This window comes from Natrononativus amylolyticus, assembly GCF_024362525.1.
Taxonomy (GTDB): Archaea; Halobacteriota; Halobacteria; order Halobacteriales; family Natrialbaceae; genus Natrononativus; species Natrononativus amylolyticus.
In genome coordinates this window covers 812370-828988 of sequence record NZ_CP101458.1, presented here as the reverse complement: position 1 = coordinate 828988, position 16619 = coordinate 812370, and the positions used below count along the sequence as shown (strand labels likewise).

14 protein-coding genes and 1 tRNA gene are annotated in these 16619 nt (G+C 59.1%); 10 read left to right on the top strand and 5 right to left on the bottom strand.

The window, feature by feature from the left end; all coding sequences use genetic code 11:
• Genes NMQ11_RS04115 through NMQ11_RS04105 form a run of 3 tightly spaced genes read right to left on the bottom strand, consistent with a single transcriptional unit; the run spans window position 1 to window position 1070 of the window.
• Window positions 1–462, bottom strand: coding sequence for a DUF7346 family protein (locus tag NMQ11_RS04115; RefSeq protein ID WP_255170132.1), 462 nt, complete (start codon window positions 460–462; stop codon window positions 1–3).
• 6 nt (window positions 463–468) lie between these two features.
• Entirely contained in the window at window positions 469–861 is a 393-nt protein-coding gene (locus NMQ11_RS04110; protein WP_255170131.1) for a DUF7322 domain-containing protein, read from the bottom strand.
• 56 nt (window positions 862–917) lie between these two features.
• The gene (locus NMQ11_RS04105; RefSeq protein WP_255170130.1) at window positions 918–1070 is read right to left on the bottom strand and encodes a DUF7331 family protein; all 153 of its coding nucleotides are present in this window, start codon (window positions 1068–1070) and stop codon (window positions 918–920) included.
• A gap of 159 nt (window positions 1071–1229) precedes the next feature.
• Here NMQ11_RS04105 and NMQ11_RS04100 point away from each other — a divergent pair, with 159 nt between their 5' ends.
• The 10 genes from NMQ11_RS04100 to NMQ11_RS20165 all read left to right on the top strand — a co-directional run bounded on the left by NMQ11_RS04100 (window position 1230) and on the right by NMQ11_RS20165 (window position 11336).
• On the top strand, window positions 1230–3950 hold the full coding sequence (locus tag NMQ11_RS04100) for a DNA-directed DNA polymerase (protein WP_255170129.1): 2721 nt from the start codon (window positions 1230–1232) through the stop codon (window positions 3948–3950).
• A 174-nt stretch (window positions 3951–4124) separates the two neighbouring features.
• Window positions 4125–5033: an ABC transporter ATP-binding protein gene (locus NMQ11_RS04095; protein WP_255170128.1), complete on the top strand. Its 909-nt coding sequence runs from the start codon at window positions 4125–4127 to the stop codon at window positions 5031–5033.
• Window positions 5034–5094: 61 nt separating this feature from the next.
• On the top strand, window positions 5095–6525 hold the full coding sequence (sufB, locus tag NMQ11_RS04090; RefSeq protein WP_255170127.1) for a Fe-S cluster assembly protein SufB: 1431 nt from the start codon (window positions 5095–5097) through the stop codon (window positions 6523–6525).
• Window position 6526: 1 nt separating this feature from the next.
• The gene (sufD, locus tag NMQ11_RS04085; protein WP_255170126.1) at window positions 6527–7789 is read left to right on the top strand and encodes a Fe-S cluster assembly protein SufD; all 1263 of its coding nucleotides are present in this window, start codon (window positions 6527–6529) and stop codon (window positions 7787–7789) included.
• Window positions 7790–7903: 114 nt separating this feature from the next.
• Entirely contained in the window at window positions 7904–8398 is a 495-nt protein-coding gene (locus NMQ11_RS04080; RefSeq protein WP_255170125.1) for a M41 family metallopeptidase, read from the top strand.
• Window positions 8399–8465: 67 nt separating this feature from the next.
• Window positions 8466–8900, top strand: a complete 435-nt coding sequence (locus NMQ11_RS04075) for a metal-dependent transcriptional regulator (protein ID WP_255170124.1) — start codon at window positions 8466–8468, stop codon at window positions 8898–8900.
• Between the two features lie 848 nt (window positions 8901–9748).
• Window positions 9749–9821, top strand: a tRNA-Gln gene (locus tag NMQ11_RS04070).
• A 168-nt stretch (window positions 9822–9989) separates the two neighbouring features.
• On the top strand, window positions 9990–10217 hold the full coding sequence (locus tag NMQ11_RS04065) for a hypothetical protein (RefSeq protein WP_255170123.1): 228 nt from the start codon (window positions 9990–9992) through the stop codon (window positions 10215–10217).
• Window positions 10214–10780, top strand: a complete 567-nt coding sequence (locus NMQ11_RS04060) for a hypothetical protein (protein ID WP_255170122.1) — start codon at window positions 10214–10216, stop codon at window positions 10778–10780. Before NMQ11_RS04065 ends, NMQ11_RS04060 begins: the two co-directional genes overlap by 4 nt.
• Window positions 10781–11030: 250 nt before the next feature.
• Window positions 11031–11336 carry a MarR family transcriptional regulator gene (locus NMQ11_RS20165; protein ID WP_425607701.1) on the top strand — a complete coding sequence of 102 codons (306 nt, stop codon included), beginning with the start codon at window positions 11031–11033 and terminating at the stop codon, window positions 11334–11336.
• Between the two features lie 250 nt (window positions 11337–11586).
• Here NMQ11_RS20165 and NMQ11_RS04055 read toward each other — a convergent pair whose 3' ends face one another.
• Window positions 11587–14580 (bottom strand): hypothetical protein, encoded by a 2994-nt coding sequence (locus tag NMQ11_RS04055; RefSeq protein WP_255170121.1) that lies wholly within the window; start codon window positions 14578–14580, stop codon window positions 11587–11589.
• A complete protein-coding gene (locus NMQ11_RS04050; protein WP_255170120.1) occupies window positions 14577–15929 on the bottom strand; it encodes a hypothetical protein in 1353 nt (450 codons plus the stop codon). The genes NMQ11_RS04055 and NMQ11_RS04050 overlap by 4 nt, the downstream gene beginning before the upstream one ends.
• Window positions 15930–16619: the final 690 nt, after the last annotated feature.

Here is a 16619-nt window from a genome sequence, read left to right as displayed (position 1 = left end):
CTACTCGACGTCGTGACCCGCCGGCGTCGGTGTCGCCGCCGGCGCACGCAGGATCTCGAGCGCCCGCACACAGCGCTCGGTCGCCCGGTAGCCGCGTTCGCCGCCGACGCCCGCCTCCTCGATCAGCCCGGCGGCAGTGAGTTCGGTGAGGGTGCCGTGTAGGTCGCTCTCACACAGGTCGTAGCTCCCGAGCAGGGTCCTGACCCCCAGCGGGCCGCGGTCGGCGAGTTCGACGAGCAAGCCGAGCGTGCGGTCGTCGTGGACGGCCGTGACGACCGTTCGCACCGCCGGTGATACGCCGGCTGCGGCGGTCTCGAGTGCGGAGTCGGTCTCGTCGAACTCGAGGCGGTCGTTCTGAACGTAACACTCGTTTCCGGTCGCCGGATCGCGAACGAGGCTCGCCGTTCCGGACTGTTTGATCAGCAGATAGCGTTTGCCGTCGTCGTCTCGTGCGGTCTTCATGAGTTTTCAGTCGGGTCTGTTAGAGCGGTCGACGGGGTCGCCAGCATCGTCGGCTTCGGTTTCGGAGGCGCCGTCATCTCCATCGGTCGCGTCGGCCGATCGACGAAACGATCGGTACCGGTAGACGGCGAACCCGAACAGGACGACGCCGCCGCCGAGCAACGGGCCGCCGGTGGCGACGTCGGCCTCGAAGAGGAGAAACAGTACACCGAGCGAAACCGCAAGCACCGCCGCGTTGACCACGAGTACGATCGCCCAGAACGTCTTGAGCAGCTCCGGTGGGACGTCGGTCTCGTCCGTCGAAACCTCCGGAATCGTCAGCGAGTCCGACTCCGGATCCGTCAGCTCGGCCTCGGGGTCGTACTCCTCGGGCTCGTGTTCGGTCCGCTCGAATACCACACGCGAGTCAACGCTCGGTCGTTAGAAAAGCGTTGGCGTTCGTCGCTGGTTCGCGCTCAGGCGACGTCCTTGAGTGGGAGCGAGCGGGTCGTTTCCACCCACGCGAGCGGGTTCTCGGCGTCGTAGAAGACGATGCCGTCGTCGGTCTCGTAGGACTCGATCGTCTCGGTCCCGTCCGGCTCTCCGCGCAGTTCACCGTCGTCCGTCATACCATCGTTGTTCACTCGGGTGGACACATCGATCGCCTCGTACTATGATGTGTGTTACCACATTAAATGTTTTGTGACTCCTGTAAGGTATCGGATCGGTCCGCCGTCGGGACGTGGGATTGCAGGGGTTTTTATCCACCGACTTCGAACCCGAACACCATGACTGATGCGGGGCAAACGGGGCTCGAGGCGTTCGCGAGCGACGCCGAGCGACGACCCGACGAGGAGGCGGTTGCTGTCGCGGGTAACGGCGGCTCCCGGGCCGTCGACGTGATCGACGTCGTCGAGGAGACGCTGCCCGAAGCCGATGGCCACCTCGAACTCGCCGTGATGCAGGTCGACTACACGATCGCCGGCTACGGCGACGACGAACAGCCGATCATGCACGTGTTCGGGCGCACCCCGGAGGGCGAACTCGAGCACATTCAGGTCGTCGGCTTTCGACCCTACTTCTACGCGCCGACGGCGACGCTCGAGCGTCCGCCGGAGGAGCAGTACGACCGACTGACCGGCAGCCGCGAGGTCGGTGAGGACGGCGAACCGTACGAGAGCATCCGCGGGGAGAAACTGACGAAGATATTCGGACAGACCCCGCGGGACGTCGGGAAGGTCCGGGACGACTTCGAACATTACGAGGCCGACATCCTCTTTCCGAACCGGTTTCTGATCGACAAGGACGTTCGGAGCGGCATCCGGGTGCCCGAGCGTCGGGCTGAAGACGACTCGCTCGTGGTCCCGCACGAGGAGGTCGAGGCGGCCGCCGTCGACGCCGAGCCGCGCGTGCTGACGTTCGACATCGAGGTCGACGACCGCTCGGGCTTTCCCGAGGAGGGCGAGGAGCCGATCGTCTGTCTCACGAGCCACGACTCCTACCGCGACGAGTACGTCATGTGGTTGTACGAGGCGCCCGTCGGTGACGGTACGGTTCCGGACGCTATCGAGGAGTACGAGCCGATCGAGGGGGCGATCGACCACCAGGTGCGCAGCTTCGAAGAGGAGGAGGCGATGCTCGAGGCGTTCGTCGACTACGTCCGCGAGACCGACGCGGACGTCCTCACCGGCTGGAACTTCGACGACTTCGACGCGCCGTACTTCCTCGACCGCCTCGAGGAACTGCAGGGTCCCCACCACGACTACGACCTCGAGGTCGACCGGCTCTCGCGGGTCGACGAGGTCTGGCGGAGCAACTGGGGCGGTCCCGACATCAAGGGGCGGGTCGTCTTCGACCTGCTCTATGGCTACCAGCGGATGGTCTTCTCCGAACTCGACTCCTACCGGCTCGACGCCGTCGGCGAAGCCGAACTCGGTGTGGGGAAAGAGCGGTACGCCGGCAAGATCGGCGACCTCTGGGAGGACGACCCGACGAAGCTACTCGAGTACAACCTCCGGGACGTCGAACTCTGCGTGGAACTCGACCGCCAGCAGCAGATCGTCGCCTTCTGGAACGAGGTACGATCGTTTGTCGGCTGCAAGTTAGAGGACGCGCCGACGCCCGGCGACGCGGTGGACATGTACGTCCTCCACGAGGCCCACGGGCAGTTCGCACTCCCCTCGAAAGGCCAGCAGGAAGCCGGCGAGGAGTACGAGGGCGGGGCCGTCTTCGACCCCATCACGGGGGTCAAGGAGAACGTCACGGTGCTCGACCTGAAGAGCCTGTACCCGATGTGCATGGTGACGATCAACGCCTCGCCGGAGACGAAAGTCGACCCTGAGCGCTACGACGGAGAGACCCACGTCGCCCCCTCGGGAACGCACTTCCGCCAGAAGCCGGACGGCGTCATGCGGGAAATGATCAACGAGCTGTTAGCGGAGCGAGAGGAGAAGAAATCGCTGCGCAACGAACACGAGCCCGACACTCCGGCGTACGAGCAGTACGATCGCCAGCAGGGGGCGGTGAAGGTAATCATGAACTCGCTGTACGGCGTGTCGGGGTGGGATCGGTTCCGCCTGTACGACAAGGAAGCAGCAGCGGCGATCACCGCGACCGGCCGCGAGGTGATCGAGTTCACCGAGGAGGCGTCGAACGAGATCGGCTACGACGTCGCATACGGCGACACCGACAGCGTCATGCTCGAGCTCGGCCCCGACGTTTCGAAGGAGGAGGCAATCGAGCAGTCCTTCGAGATCGAGGAGTACGTCAACGGCCGCTACGACGACTTCGCGGTCGAGGATCTGAACGCCGAGGAACATCGCTTCCAGATCGAGTTCGAGAAGCTCTACCGGCGCTTCTTCCAGGCCGGTACGAAGAAGCGCTACGCCGGCCACATCATCTGGAAGGAGGGCGCGGATGTCGACGACGTCGACATCACCGGCTTCGAGTACAAGCGCTCGGATATCGCGCCGATCACGAAGGAGGTACAGCACCGCGTGATCGAGATGGTCGTCAAGGAGGGTGACATCGAGGGCGTCAAGGAGTACGTTAACGAGGTTATCGAGGAGTTCCTCGAGGGGGAGGTCAGCCTCGAGGAGATCGCTATCCCCGGCGGAATCGGCAAGCGCCTCGGAAACTACGACACCGACACGGCCCAAGTCCGCGGCGCGAAGTACGCCAACGCCATGTTGGGGACGAACTTCCAGCGCGGGAGCAAGCCGAAGCGGCTCTACCTCGAGCGGGTCGATCCGGCCTTCTTCCGTCGTCTCGAGGACGAGGAGGGGTTCGACGCCCGCAGCGACCTCGTCTACGGGGCGTTCAAGCGCGACCCGGACGTGATCTGTTTCGAGTACGAAGACCAGATCCCCGAGGAGTTCGAGATCGACTACGAGACGATGCTCGAGAAGACCCTCGAGGGGCCGATCGAGCGCATTCTCGAGGCGTTGGGCGTGAGCTGGGAGGAGGTCAAAAGCGGTCAGCAGCAGACGGGCCTGGACAGCTTCATGTAACCGGACTCGCCGCCCGACTGATGGCGAGACGGTTGGGTACCGCCGTCGACACTTCCCCGCCGGTCGCTTTCCGATTCAAAAAATTATCTTCTACATTCGGCAGCGTATGCAGTCAGACACGAAACCGTTATGAGTCCGACGACCCACCGTCCGAACGACAGAGGTAATCCGCAGATGGCACGACTCCAACTCAAAAACCTACACGCGGAAGTGGCGGAGGGCGGCGAGAAGATCCTGCGCGGCGTCGACCTCGAGGTCGAATCGGGCGAGATCCACGCGCTGATGGGCCCGAACGGCTCCGGGAAGTCGACGACGGCGAAGGTCATCGCCGGCCACCCGGCCTACGAGGTCACCGACGGCGAGGTTCTGATCCACCTCGATGAAGACGAGTTCGGCGAGGACTTCGAGATCCCCGCCGAGAAGCGCACCTGGAACCTCCTCGACCTCGAGCCCAACGAGCGCGCCGCACTCGGCGTCTTCCTCGGCTTCCAGTACCCGGCCGAGATCGACGGCGTCACGATGACGAACTTCCTCCGGACGGCGCTGAACGCCAAGATCGAGGAACGAGAGGAGCTCTTCGAGGAGGGCGAGGACGACGACGAGGAAGCGGAGGACGACGTCCCCGCGACGTCGCCGATGGAAGGCCCCGTCGACGAGGGCGAAGTCGGCGTCGCCGAGTTCCAGGAGATCCTCTCCGAAAAGATGGCCCAGCTGGACATGGACGAGAAGTTCGCCCAGCGCTACCTCAACGCCGGCTTCTCCGGCGGCGAGAAGAAACAGAACGAGGTGCTCCAGGCTGCGATCCTCGAGCCGTCGGTCGCCGTGCTCGACGAGATCGACTCCGGACTGGACATCGACCGTCTCCAGGATGTCTCCACAGGGATCAACAAGCTGCGCGACGAGCAGGGCACCGGCATCCTCCAGATTACCCACTACCAGCGGATCTTAGACTACGTCGAACCCGACCGCGTCCACATCATGCTCGACGGGAAGGTCGTCAAGAGCGGCGACGCCTCCCTCGCCGAAGAGCTCGAGGACAAGGGGTACGACTGGGTCCGCGAAGAGGTCTACGAGACCGCGTAACCGGATTCGACTAGAAGAACGGGTATAACCCTAGAGCCGTAACCACCACTAGATACACACCATGAGTTCCGATCAAGATCACCTCAAAGAGACGGACACCGAGGCCCGTTTCGACTTCAAGCAGGAACAGCGCGCCGCGGTCACGTCCGAGAAGGGCCTGACCGAGGAGGTCATTCGCATGATCTCCGAGGACAAGGACGAACCGGAGTGGATGCTCGAGCGGCGTCTCCGCGCGCTCAAGCAGTACCACGCGATGCCGATGCCGACCGACTGGCCCGGCCAGCCCGACCTCTCCGAACTCGACGTCGAAGAGATCGTTCCCTACATCCGCCCGGACGTCGACAAGCGCGAGGGCGTCGACGACTGGGACGAACTCCCGGACGACATCAAGGACACCTTCGAGAAGCTCGGCATCCCGGAAGCCGAGCGGAAGGCGCTCTCGGGCGTCGGCGCCCAGTACGAGTCCGAGATCGTCTACCAGAACATGCAGGACCAGTGGGAGGAGAAGGGCGTCATCTTCATGAACATGGACCAGGCGGTCAAGGACCACCCCGAGATCGTCAAGGAGCACTTCATGACGACCTGCGTCCCGCCGAGCGACAACAAGTTCGCCGCGCTCCACGGCGCCGTCTGGTCCGGCGGGAGCTTCGTCTACGTCCCCGAGGACGTCACCGTCGAGATGCCCGTCCAGGCGTACTTCCGGATGAACTCCGAGGGGATGGGCCAGTTCGAGCACACGCTCATCGTCGCCGAACCCGGTAGCGAGGTCCACTACATCGAGGGCTGTTCCGCGCCGAAGTACGGCAAGCACAACCTCCACAGCGGCGGCGTCGAGGTCTTCGTCAAGGAGGACGCTCACGTCCAGTACTCCACCGTACAAAACTGGTCGAAGAACACGTTCAACCTCAACACCAAGCGCGCGATCGTCGAGGAGAACGGCACCATGGAGTGGGTTTCGGGCTCGATGGGATCGAAGGCCACCATGCTCTACCCGTGCTCGATCCTCAAGGGTCGCGGCGCGACTGACACCCACATCACCATCGCCTTCGCCGGCGAGGGCCAGGACATCGACACCGGTGCGAAGGTCTACCACAACGCGCCGAACACGAAGTCGACGATCGAGTCCAAGTCGATCTCGAAGGACGGCGGCCGCACCAACTACCGCGGCCTCGTCCATATCGCCGACGGCGCCGAAAACTCCTCGACTGCGGTGGAGTGTGACGCGCTGATGTTCGACAACGAGTCGACCTCCGACACCATGCCGTACATGGAGATCGAGGAGTCGAAGGTCGACGTCGCCCACGAGGCTACTGTCGGGAAGATCGGCGACGAAGACATCTTCTACCTCCAGAGCCGCGGCCTGGACGACGACGACGCCAAGAAGATGATCGTCGCCGGCTTCATCGAGCCGATCACGGAGGAACTGCCGATCGAGTACGCGGTCGAACTCAACCGCCTCATCGAACTCGAGATGGAGGGAAGCCTCGGATAACATGAGCACGACGCAGGTACACGCCAATCTGACGGAAGCACAGGTACGCGAGATCAGCGGCGATCTCGAGGAGCCCGAGTGGCTGCTCGAGACGCGTCTCGAGGCGCTCGCCGCGCTCGACGACCTCGACATGCCGAAGGTCATCCGAACGCCCGGGCGGGACTGGACGAACCTCCACGACCTCGACTTCGAGTCGTTCGTCGATCCGCTGAACTGGGCCGAGAAGAAAGATCAGGTCGGCCCCGACGAGATCGACGTCCTCTCGTGGGCCGAGGCGGTCGACGAGCACGAAGACCTCCTGAAGGAACACTTCGGTAGCATCGTCGACCCACAGGAGAACTACCTGACCGCGCTGTCGACGGCGCTGTTCAGTACCGGTACCGTGATCTACGTCCCCGAGGGCGTCGACGCAGAGGACGTGACGATTCGGACCGAGATGAACTCCCAGTCGCTGTTCAACTACACGCTCGTCGTCACCGAGGAGTCGAGTTCGGTGACGATCCTCGAGCGCCAGTCGACCGGCGACGAGGGCGAGGTCCGAGACGGCGAGGAGCGAGCCAGCGGCACCGTCCCCCGCGAGGGCGGCGAGCGTTACTACAGCGGTATCGTCGAGATCGTCGCCGGCGAGAACAGCTACGTCCAGTACGGCAGCCTCCAGAACCTCTCGGAGGACTCCTACAACTTCACGTGCAAGCGCGGCGTCACCGACACGTACGCGACCATCGACTGGATCGAGGGTAACATCGGCACCAAGCTCACGAAGACCGAGACCTCGACGGAACTCGCTGGCGACAGCTCCGAGACGCAGATCGTCGGCGCCTTCTACGGCCACAACGACCAGCACTTCGACTTAGACGTCAAGGTCTGGCACCGCGCCGAGCACACCACCGCGGACCTCGTCACCCGCGGCGTCACCGACGACGTCTCCCGCTCGGTGTACGAGGGCGTCCAGGACGTCGGCCGCGACGCCTGGGACACGAGCTCCTACCAGCGCGAGAACACCCTCATGCTGAGCGACGAGTCCGAGGCCGACGCCTCGCCGAAGCTCATCATTAACAACCACGACACCGAGGCCAGCCACTCCGCGACCGTCGGCCAGATCGACGAGGAGGATCTGCTGTACATGACCTCCCGCGGTGTCTCCCCGCGCGACGCACGTAACATGCTCGTCGAGGGCTTCTTCGTGCCCGTGCTCGAGGAGATCGCCGTCGAGGAGCTCCGCGACGACCTGGAAGACCTCGTTCAGGAACGCCTGCGCGAGTAAGTCGGCTCCGCTTTCTCCGATCTCTCGCCCGCGAGTGACGACGGTCACACTTCGTCACCTGACTCGAGTCAGCGAGTAGGAAGCGTTACGTATCACCGGCCCGGACCGATGGGTATGAGTCTGGGACAGCGCGTCTCGAGCGACCACCAGCTCACCCGACTGCTGCAGATCGGGGTAGTCTTGGAGGAGGTCGTCGAATCCCGCGCCGCCCACCACCTCGAGTCGCTCCCCGAAGCCGAACGGGAGGCGATCGACGAGGAGGTCCGAGAGCTGCTCGCCGAGGCGACCGAGGAGTCCGCCGAACACCGCGAGCGCCTCGAGGCGCTGATCGACGATCTCGACGCCGAGACGGTGGCCTACGAGGAGATCAACGCCCTGGTCGACGCCCGGTACGGCCCGCCGGAGGACACCGACGGCGTCCTCTACGACCAGCTGTGCAACGAGGAGACGGCCTACAAGTTCTACGACGACCTGATCGAGGCGATCGAGGCCTCCGACGGAGAGTTCGCCGTCGACCGCGACCGAGTCCTCGAGACGCTGTCCGAGATCCGCGAGGAGGAAAAGGAGGGCGTCGAGGACGTTACCGACATCATGGAGCGGCGGGCATGACCGACGAACTGTCGACCGAGGGTAGCGAGTGCCGACGAACGGAGACAGCGACCGACGGGGGCTACGAATGAACACGGCAGACCAGTACCTGAAGGCGGTCTATCTCGCACAGCGTCTCGAGGACGGGCCGGCGTCGACCGGCACCCTCGCGGAGATGCTCGAGGTGAGTCCGGCCAGCGTCAACGAGATGGTGGGCAAACTCGAGTCCCGCGGTCTCGTCGAACACGAGAAGTACAAGGGCGCACGGCTAACCGACGACGGTCTCGCCCGCGCACACGACGCGCTCCAGACGTACTGCATCATCGAGCGCTTCCTCGCGAACGTCCTCGAGGTCGAGGAGTTCCGCGAGGAGGCCCGCGCGCTCGAGAGCGTTATCGACGACACGGTCGCCGACCGCCTCGATACGATCATCGACCGCCGAAGCGAGTGTCCCGACTGCTTCGACGCCGAAGCCGACTGCTGTGAGTACCTCGAACTCGAGGCGAGCGGTCAGGCCGACTGATCTGCTGCGAGGAGGTCGTCGTAGGTTCGCCGTTCGACCAGATACGATCCGCAGTCGGTACACGACTGTCTGTTCAGATCGAATCGTCGGCCACAACAGCCACACTCGTACGGTTCTCCCGGTTCTCCCCCGCCAAACAGTCGTCTGACCCTGTTCGCGATCATCATTGCGTGAACGTACGCGGAAAATACAGTAACATCCTGATAGTTATCCCGTGCATACCGCTGGTCGATCACCCGCCGACCGCTCGAAAAGAAGCCGAATTCGGCAGTTACAACCGGTCTCGCTGGTTGCGGTTCGTCGCCGCCGAAACCTGTTCTGCGACCGCGCCGACGAGTCGCTGAACGCGCTCGAGGACCAGCGTCGCTCGACTCTGGGTGCCCGCCCGTCGCCGTCGAGCGCGTCCACCGACGTTCCTGCTCGCGGACGTTTTCGAGCGTCCGGACGCGTTCGATCGGCGAGCGCGAAGCGTTGCGACACCGAGGGACAGCGAGACGCAGACGACGATTATCGTAGAGAGATAGTACGCGATGGTGACTGCTCTCGGAACCGAGAGGACGGCAGCGGTTGCACCACTCGTAAACATAATCCCCCCCGACGTGAGGAGTGCGACACTGATCGGCGACAGACCAGTGTCCGAGGACGTTGACTGCGACCGATACGGAGCATGCGACATGGAGTATACCACAAACTGGAGCCTAATGAATCTCAGTCAGACACCTGTCTGCTTTCGTTACCCTCGATTATTATGTACCGTCTCCCCTTCTCGAACGGTAGGGTGTGCGTACGGTCGGTCACTCGAACAGAACAATAACCCATAAGCCATTACGCGCGCAAGCGGATACTGGAGTCCCGTGGTGTAGTGGCCAATCATAGCGGCCTTTGGAGCCGCTGACGGCGGTTCGAATCCGCCCGGGACTACTCAGAAATTTTACATAGTCCACCACCAAACAGCGGATAGACCGAATACCGGTTTCACCGGCGATAACCGGGGTGTCGTGGCGTGAAGGCGATGTTTGACTTCATCGGTCAGCGCCCTACATATCTGGGTTGTGACCAATCTTTTGGTGCGCGCGAGGTGGCTTACCGATGAGCGACGTCCAGGACCTCTGGGACGCCCGACTTCGGGAAGCTGCGATCCAGTTCGCCCCGGCAGGTCAGCCGTGTGCGCTCGCCGATCGGTACGATGTCATCAGCCGCGAGGAGATTGTCGAACTCACCAGTCGAGCTACTCTCGCAATGATTGACGCCGGCGATGGCCAACTTACAATCGCACACCTCGACGTCGCCGCCGAACAGATGGGGGTGATCGCGTGAGCTCCAGTTCGATTCCGCGTACCACCGACGAGGCAAAGGAGTTGCTCCGGTCGCTTCTCGACCGCCTCCAGGACGCAGAGACACGACTCACAATAACTGAGCAGCGTCTGGATTCGTTCTTCAACTGGCGTGAGGAAACCGATGATCGTATTGGTGACCTCAAACGCGAGAACGACGAACTGCGACAACGACTCACTGCACTCGAAGCCCGAGTCAACGTTGTTGAAGGCGGTAAATCTACGAAGGACGGAAAGATACGTCAGATCGTCGCGAAAGCAGAGAATCTCCGCAAAAAGGATCAAGGTGCAGTTGTCCTCACCGCGCGCGACATCGTCGGTGCAACTGGTGTCTCGAGACGCTACGCGTACGACCTAATTGATGATCTCCCAGAGAAGCACCACTGGGTCATTACTCGCACAGAAGCTAGAGACCGTCAGTTTGGGAACGTCGAGATAGACGCGAACAAACAGACAAAGGCGATCGTCGTTGACTGTGAAGCGCTTCACTCCGATCCGGAGGCTGTAAACAAGTTCACCACAACCCGAGAGGGGGAGGACCAGTAGAGATGGATTATTTCCAGCGCGGTGTTCCACCGCCCTTTCAGGCGCTGTAACCTCCATTGCAGTAGTCGTGTGAATTTAGAAGCGATTAGCGGTGGGTGCACCGCCTCTCGCTCCCCTCTCACAGAGAGCGGACGAGTTCGGATCGGTTGCGCCCTGTGGTGAACAAGTTCAATGGCAAATCCAGGAACGTCTGCTCGTATTGAAGTCAACATCGCACACAATGCGCGCTCCTATTCAGAAACACCCTTAAATGGAGCTAAAACTGGATTTGCCTCCTCCTCCGAGAGAGACCTCTGATATGCCAACAACGAAAGATGCAGCCGAACTCGAGATCGACGAACAGAACGCAGAGCTTCCACCGAGTGCCAAATTGGTGTTGGTGCTGCTGCAAACAAATGGCCCACAAACAAGAGCGGAGATTTGTGATCACGGCCGACTACATCCAGGGACGGCCTCGTTTGCCCTAGATCGTCTCGAAAAGCAAGGTCAAATCAACTCACGATATTCCACGGATGATGCCCGACAGAAAATCTACACAGTCCAACGTGAATTGTAGTTTCAGCTCAACTTAGCAATCTATGCTCAGCTGGCATTTGATTATGGAGATTCAGTACTCCTATTCAGGTCGCTGGTTTGGACTTAGAGACTTTATTGTAGCTATTATCGACGGATACAAACGGTCTACTTAAGGGAGGTATCCATCACTTCGGTCGAAGCCTATCACTGGTTGTGGGCTTTAACAAGGCTCCAGAGCCGCCACCTATAGTCACCAGCCACATAGCGGCTGAGCTCGGTCTTACAGTTGATTATTCCGTGTTGTGTGTTGGGCTTGTAACTGGAATATCAACCCTGGCGAAGTCCTTGGACTCGCCCACCTTCCGCTGCAACAAGTCTGCGATATCCGCATTCGCGGTCGCGAAAAGGATCTGCCGCTTACCCGTTCTCGCTAACTCGATAAGCAAGTTAAAAAACGACACCGTGTTGATGTCATCAAGATGCGCGAACGGTTCGTCTAGCATCATCAGTGCTGGCGCTCGTTTGTGCGCGATGTTGTTCGTAACGAATATCGCCAAAGCCAGTGCCGCCCGTTGACCAGAACTCATGGCTGTTATTGGTGCCAGTCCTTCCTCACCACGCCGCTCAACGACGACACGATTCTCTTCGTATCGTACCCGCTCGAACTCGTAGGGACGCTGAAACGCTTTGAATAGCGTCGAAATGACAGTCATGTGATCAGTGACGAGACTTTTGAGTTCCTCTTCACCGCCGGACCCCTCAAACGCGGTTTCGAGACGCTCGACACCGTCCCGACAGTTTTCGACTGTCTCGCACAACTCCGAAAGTTGGGAATCTATATCGCTAAGTTGGTCGTCGTAGTGACTGGGTCCCTCTAATGCGGAGGGGTTACGTTCGACTTCGGCCAGTGCACGCTTGAGGACGCGGTAATCGCTTTCGACATCAAGTCGCTGATGTCGGGAATTACCATGCCAATACTCCTCCAAGATGTCTTGGCTAGCACTGATGTCATCGGTCAGACGTTGATAGTGCTCTTCCAGTTGTTTCACATCAGCCTCTGGTCCAGCTACTGCCGGAATAGCAGCCGTCAAATCGGATATTGAGGTCTCCAAGTCTTTGATTCGGGATTCAATGACTTGTTCAACCGGGGGCGAACCAGAAGAGTCATCAGGAGTTTCTCGGAGTGCAGTAGCGAAGGCGTTCACGGTGGCAGTGGTCACACTAGGGACTGTGGTCGGAGCTTTCGCCTCATCTCCGAAGCTACGCCATAGATCTCGGAAGGCGTCCATCCCGCCAGTGTCACTGAAGCGCACGGAGACGTCGTAATCAACGTCCTCCCAGAGCGGCTTATCTAAGATGCTTTGGGCCCGCTCCAATGCTGCAATCCGGTCGAGAAGGGTGTCTGGAACACCCTCTGAGGGATCGCCGTGAAGCTGCTCCGGTTTCTCTCGATTTAATATCGCACCCCTGTCCTGTTCTGTGTAGCATGCAGGACAATAGTGCGTATCGTCAGTTATCGAGAGGTACTCCTCGGTCTTGTTCCGGATTTGGGCCTGAAGCTCGCGACGCTGTTTGTCCAGTTCATCAAGTTTCTCGATGTTCGCTTTCTGATCTCGAAGCGCCTTCAACCGCTGGGTCACGTGCTTGCTGGCGTCGTCCCGCCACTCGTCGATTGAACCGGTCCTCACAGGGTCCATATCGGATTCAAGTGCCTCGTCAAGACCTTTTTGTAAGATTGTCATATCATCTGTGTTGAGCCCGTGTGAGCGCAGAATGAGGGCAACAAGACCGACAGAGGCAGGAAACCCTTGCGTTGATTGGCTCAAATTGTCTTTGAGATCGGTCAGATGAGCACGCTCGGCTTGTAGTTCTTTGATGTCTTCAATTTCAGCAGTGAACCTTTCGACATCCTCTTGGGCTTTAAGTATCCCTCGCCGAAGATCACTCGGCGTTTCCGGTGGCTCTGTGTCGTCACTCAATTCCTGCAATGCCTCGAGACAGTCTTGTAAGTCCGAAAACCGCTGTTTCCATCTCGACCACTGCTTCAGGTCGTCAGGGTCAGGGGAGCGTACCTGGTCCGAGTCGGGCACGTCCGGCTCGGTCGAGAGGGCAGCCTTAGCCGCGGGCGAAAGCTCGTCCGCAGCGACTCTTAGATGGGAAAATACCTCGGAAACCCGCTCTTGTATCTCTTGGATATCCCGTTTGTCGCTCTCGAGTTCCTCGATTCGGTCCTGTGTTTCCTCTATTTCCCTTGTGAGCCGTGGGCGGAGTTTTTCTTTGTCATTGCGCGCATCTTCCAACTCCTCACCGAACAGGAGCCGTCGAAGTGTTTGCTCGATATCAATGTTGGGGTCGTTTTCTATAAACCGCGTGGCAGCACCTGTCTCGTGGTAGTTAACGCGATAAAATTCGATGTGCTTGTTGGCTGGCCCGTGTGGTCGAAACCCGAACCAGTTGGCCACGCGATCATTGGCAGCCGCCGAATCCGTCGGCAGTGGCTTTGCGTCTCCCTGGAGTGTTACGTTCAGGTTCTCGTAGTCGTCGGCTCTGTTCTCATTATGGCGGATCTGACCAACTAAGCCGAAGGCTGTAGCATCTAGCAGACTTGTTTTGCCGGTCCCATTCCGCCCGTAGAGGAGCGTAAACGGTTCAACATCTACCTCGTTTAAATTGGCATTTGGCCGGAACTCACCCAAGTTAGTCGAATCGACGAACCTATCTAGCGGATCACCCGACGTAGCAGGCAGGGAAACCGACTTCGTCTCTTGCTTTTTCCGGGCTGTTCCGTTTTTGAGTCGCTCGAATTTCTCGTCTCGACTCAAATCATCGAACAGGAATTCGAGATCCTGGTCAATGATATTCTCAATTAGTTCACTGCGGTCGAAGTGGCTGGTGATGTTCTCAAGTTTGGCTCGACTCGTCTGTAAGGGTGCGACGAAGTCCGCTAGGTTGTCAACGGGCACACAGCGCCGGATCGCGAACCGAGTGTCGTTTTCCAGTTCATCCCGGATATTTGGAGAAGGGGGAGCATCATCCTCATACGCCCAGATAAGCCGAATATTCCACTGGTTTGGTGTCTTGTTATCGTAGAATCTCACCTCAAGCCTGTTGACATCCTCCTTGAGCAATTCCTCTGCGTCGAACTCTGTTCCAAGAAGCCTAACTAATAGTAATTCCCCACCGAACGTATTTCGATCATGTTCTATCTCGTATAGAGATACAGTTCCCTCAACTGATTCGATGTCCCCATCAAACCCTTTTGGAAGATATTCTTCGAGTGTCATCGGTCAACCCTCACTAATCCACCCGGATTGCTGACCCGTTCAGGGTCACGATTCATCTGGGAGACGTCCTCGTGGCCCTCAAGTGTCTTAAGGACTAACCCCGAGCTCCGGTCCATTGTGACGACAAGAGGCTTAAACCGCATGTCGGTCCGTCTTTTGACCCAGTTTCTGAGCCGCGTCGCACCCTTCTGTTCACTGACGTCCCCCCATCTGTCCAGCACAGTCAGACACACCTTAATATCCTTATCCTCGTATTCGGCGTTCATCGGGACGTCTTTGAGACTGAATTCGTCGTCCATGCATATGTTTAGTTCAGCTGCTTTGTCGAGCATATGAACCAATCTCTCCATTTCTTCACTTGGTGATGGGTCGGTGCGTCTACGGTGCGACGAAAGCACATGCCCAAGCCGTTCGGCACCGTCCGCATCCGTAAGAGTTTCCAGTGCTGCCCAGTCGAATGCCATGTCTGGCACCAACTCTTCTTTCGGAAGCCGATCGAAGTCGATTTTCCCTAACGCGATCGCTGCCATCAGTTCTCGTGCAAGGTGCGAATCAGGGAGTTGCGAGAGCCATGAATTATACGTTGTATCGTTACACTCAGGCACACCCGGACAATCCTCAAGATACGTACTTGCGCTTGAATCCCAGGTCCATGTCTGATACACACGTGGTAAGGAGAAGGAAGGTGCCCCAGCCCCAGTCGTCCCTGGATTTGGCCGCTTGAACTGTATACGGCTGACAACGTCATTTGGCATTAGCCAAACATAGTCACATCGATAGCTCGGTTTCGTTCCAACCAAGCCACCATTCTCGTACGTCGTATCGTACCGATCCAGTGGAGATCGACGTTTGGCCTTCGTATAGACCCCGGAGTAACCGAACTCTTCGTCTTCAGTATCGAATGTATCACTCGCCCAGTTAGCACAAACGTATGTAACTTTGTTGTCCGATCCATCGAATATCTGATTCCGGAAATCGACCCATGTTTCATTAAACGGCCCGGGGTTGCACTGGACGTGAACCACGACGGTATCGAACTCTCGTGCGAAGCTTTCGACGTCCTCACGCAGTTCCCCGTCCATAATATCCGAGCAGGTCCAGCTAATGACAGTGGGGGCATGGCGTGGGTCAATCTTCCAAATGCGGTCTCCCGTGGCTAAGTTCGCCTGCTCGTTCGCAAGCACTCCATCGCTCATGGAATGGTTCTTATATTGGACAAGCACCGCACCGTCGTCGCTGTCCTGCCGAGCTGCCGCCTGTATTGGGATAATAGTCGGCGTCAGGAATTCATCAGCGCTGCAGTCTACATCAGTAGCCTCGTAGACATCGTAATTGTACTCGTCTTCCAAGGTCGCAATAACTTCTCGTCTGGTGCTGTCCCGAATGGGCGCACACCCCAACACGAACAACGGACTGTCCGCTGCAAAAAGATAGTCCGTATGGTCTGTGATCCACTCGATATTGTAGGCCCATTCGGGGGCTGCCCCGAGATAGCACTCGCTTTCGACTGCTCGGTGGAGGAACTGCTCGGCCTTCGCCTGAAGTATAGGTTCGGGCGTCGGTAGAGTGGTGATATTGTCAATCGCGCCACTTGGCTGCCAAACTATGATATCCTTAGGGTTAGATCCTGGGTCAAATATCGAGTACGTGTCCGGAATGAGTCCGCCTAATTCTAGATCAGCTGACCGGAGTCGCCATCGACTGGACATCTCTTGAGCATTAAACACGTGTCGTTCATTTTAATCTATATGATTCGATCTTCTTCACGCTGAAGAGTCGGTTCGACGAGATGTTGCCGAATAGAACGTGGTTTGGTTAGTTCAGAGAACTCGTCCTAAAAGCCGTTCAGAAACGGGATACAATCCCTCAGAACCGGAAATGAGCGATATCACACGTCTAAACAAGCACCTTCTATCAGTACGTCGCTTCTATCAAATCGTGAACGGTTAGGCCACAGCACTCTAAGAGACGTTCTCTGTATGAACCTCTGAGATCGGGAAAGCTAAGTGACCGATACGCGCTTTGGGCCTTGTTTAGAC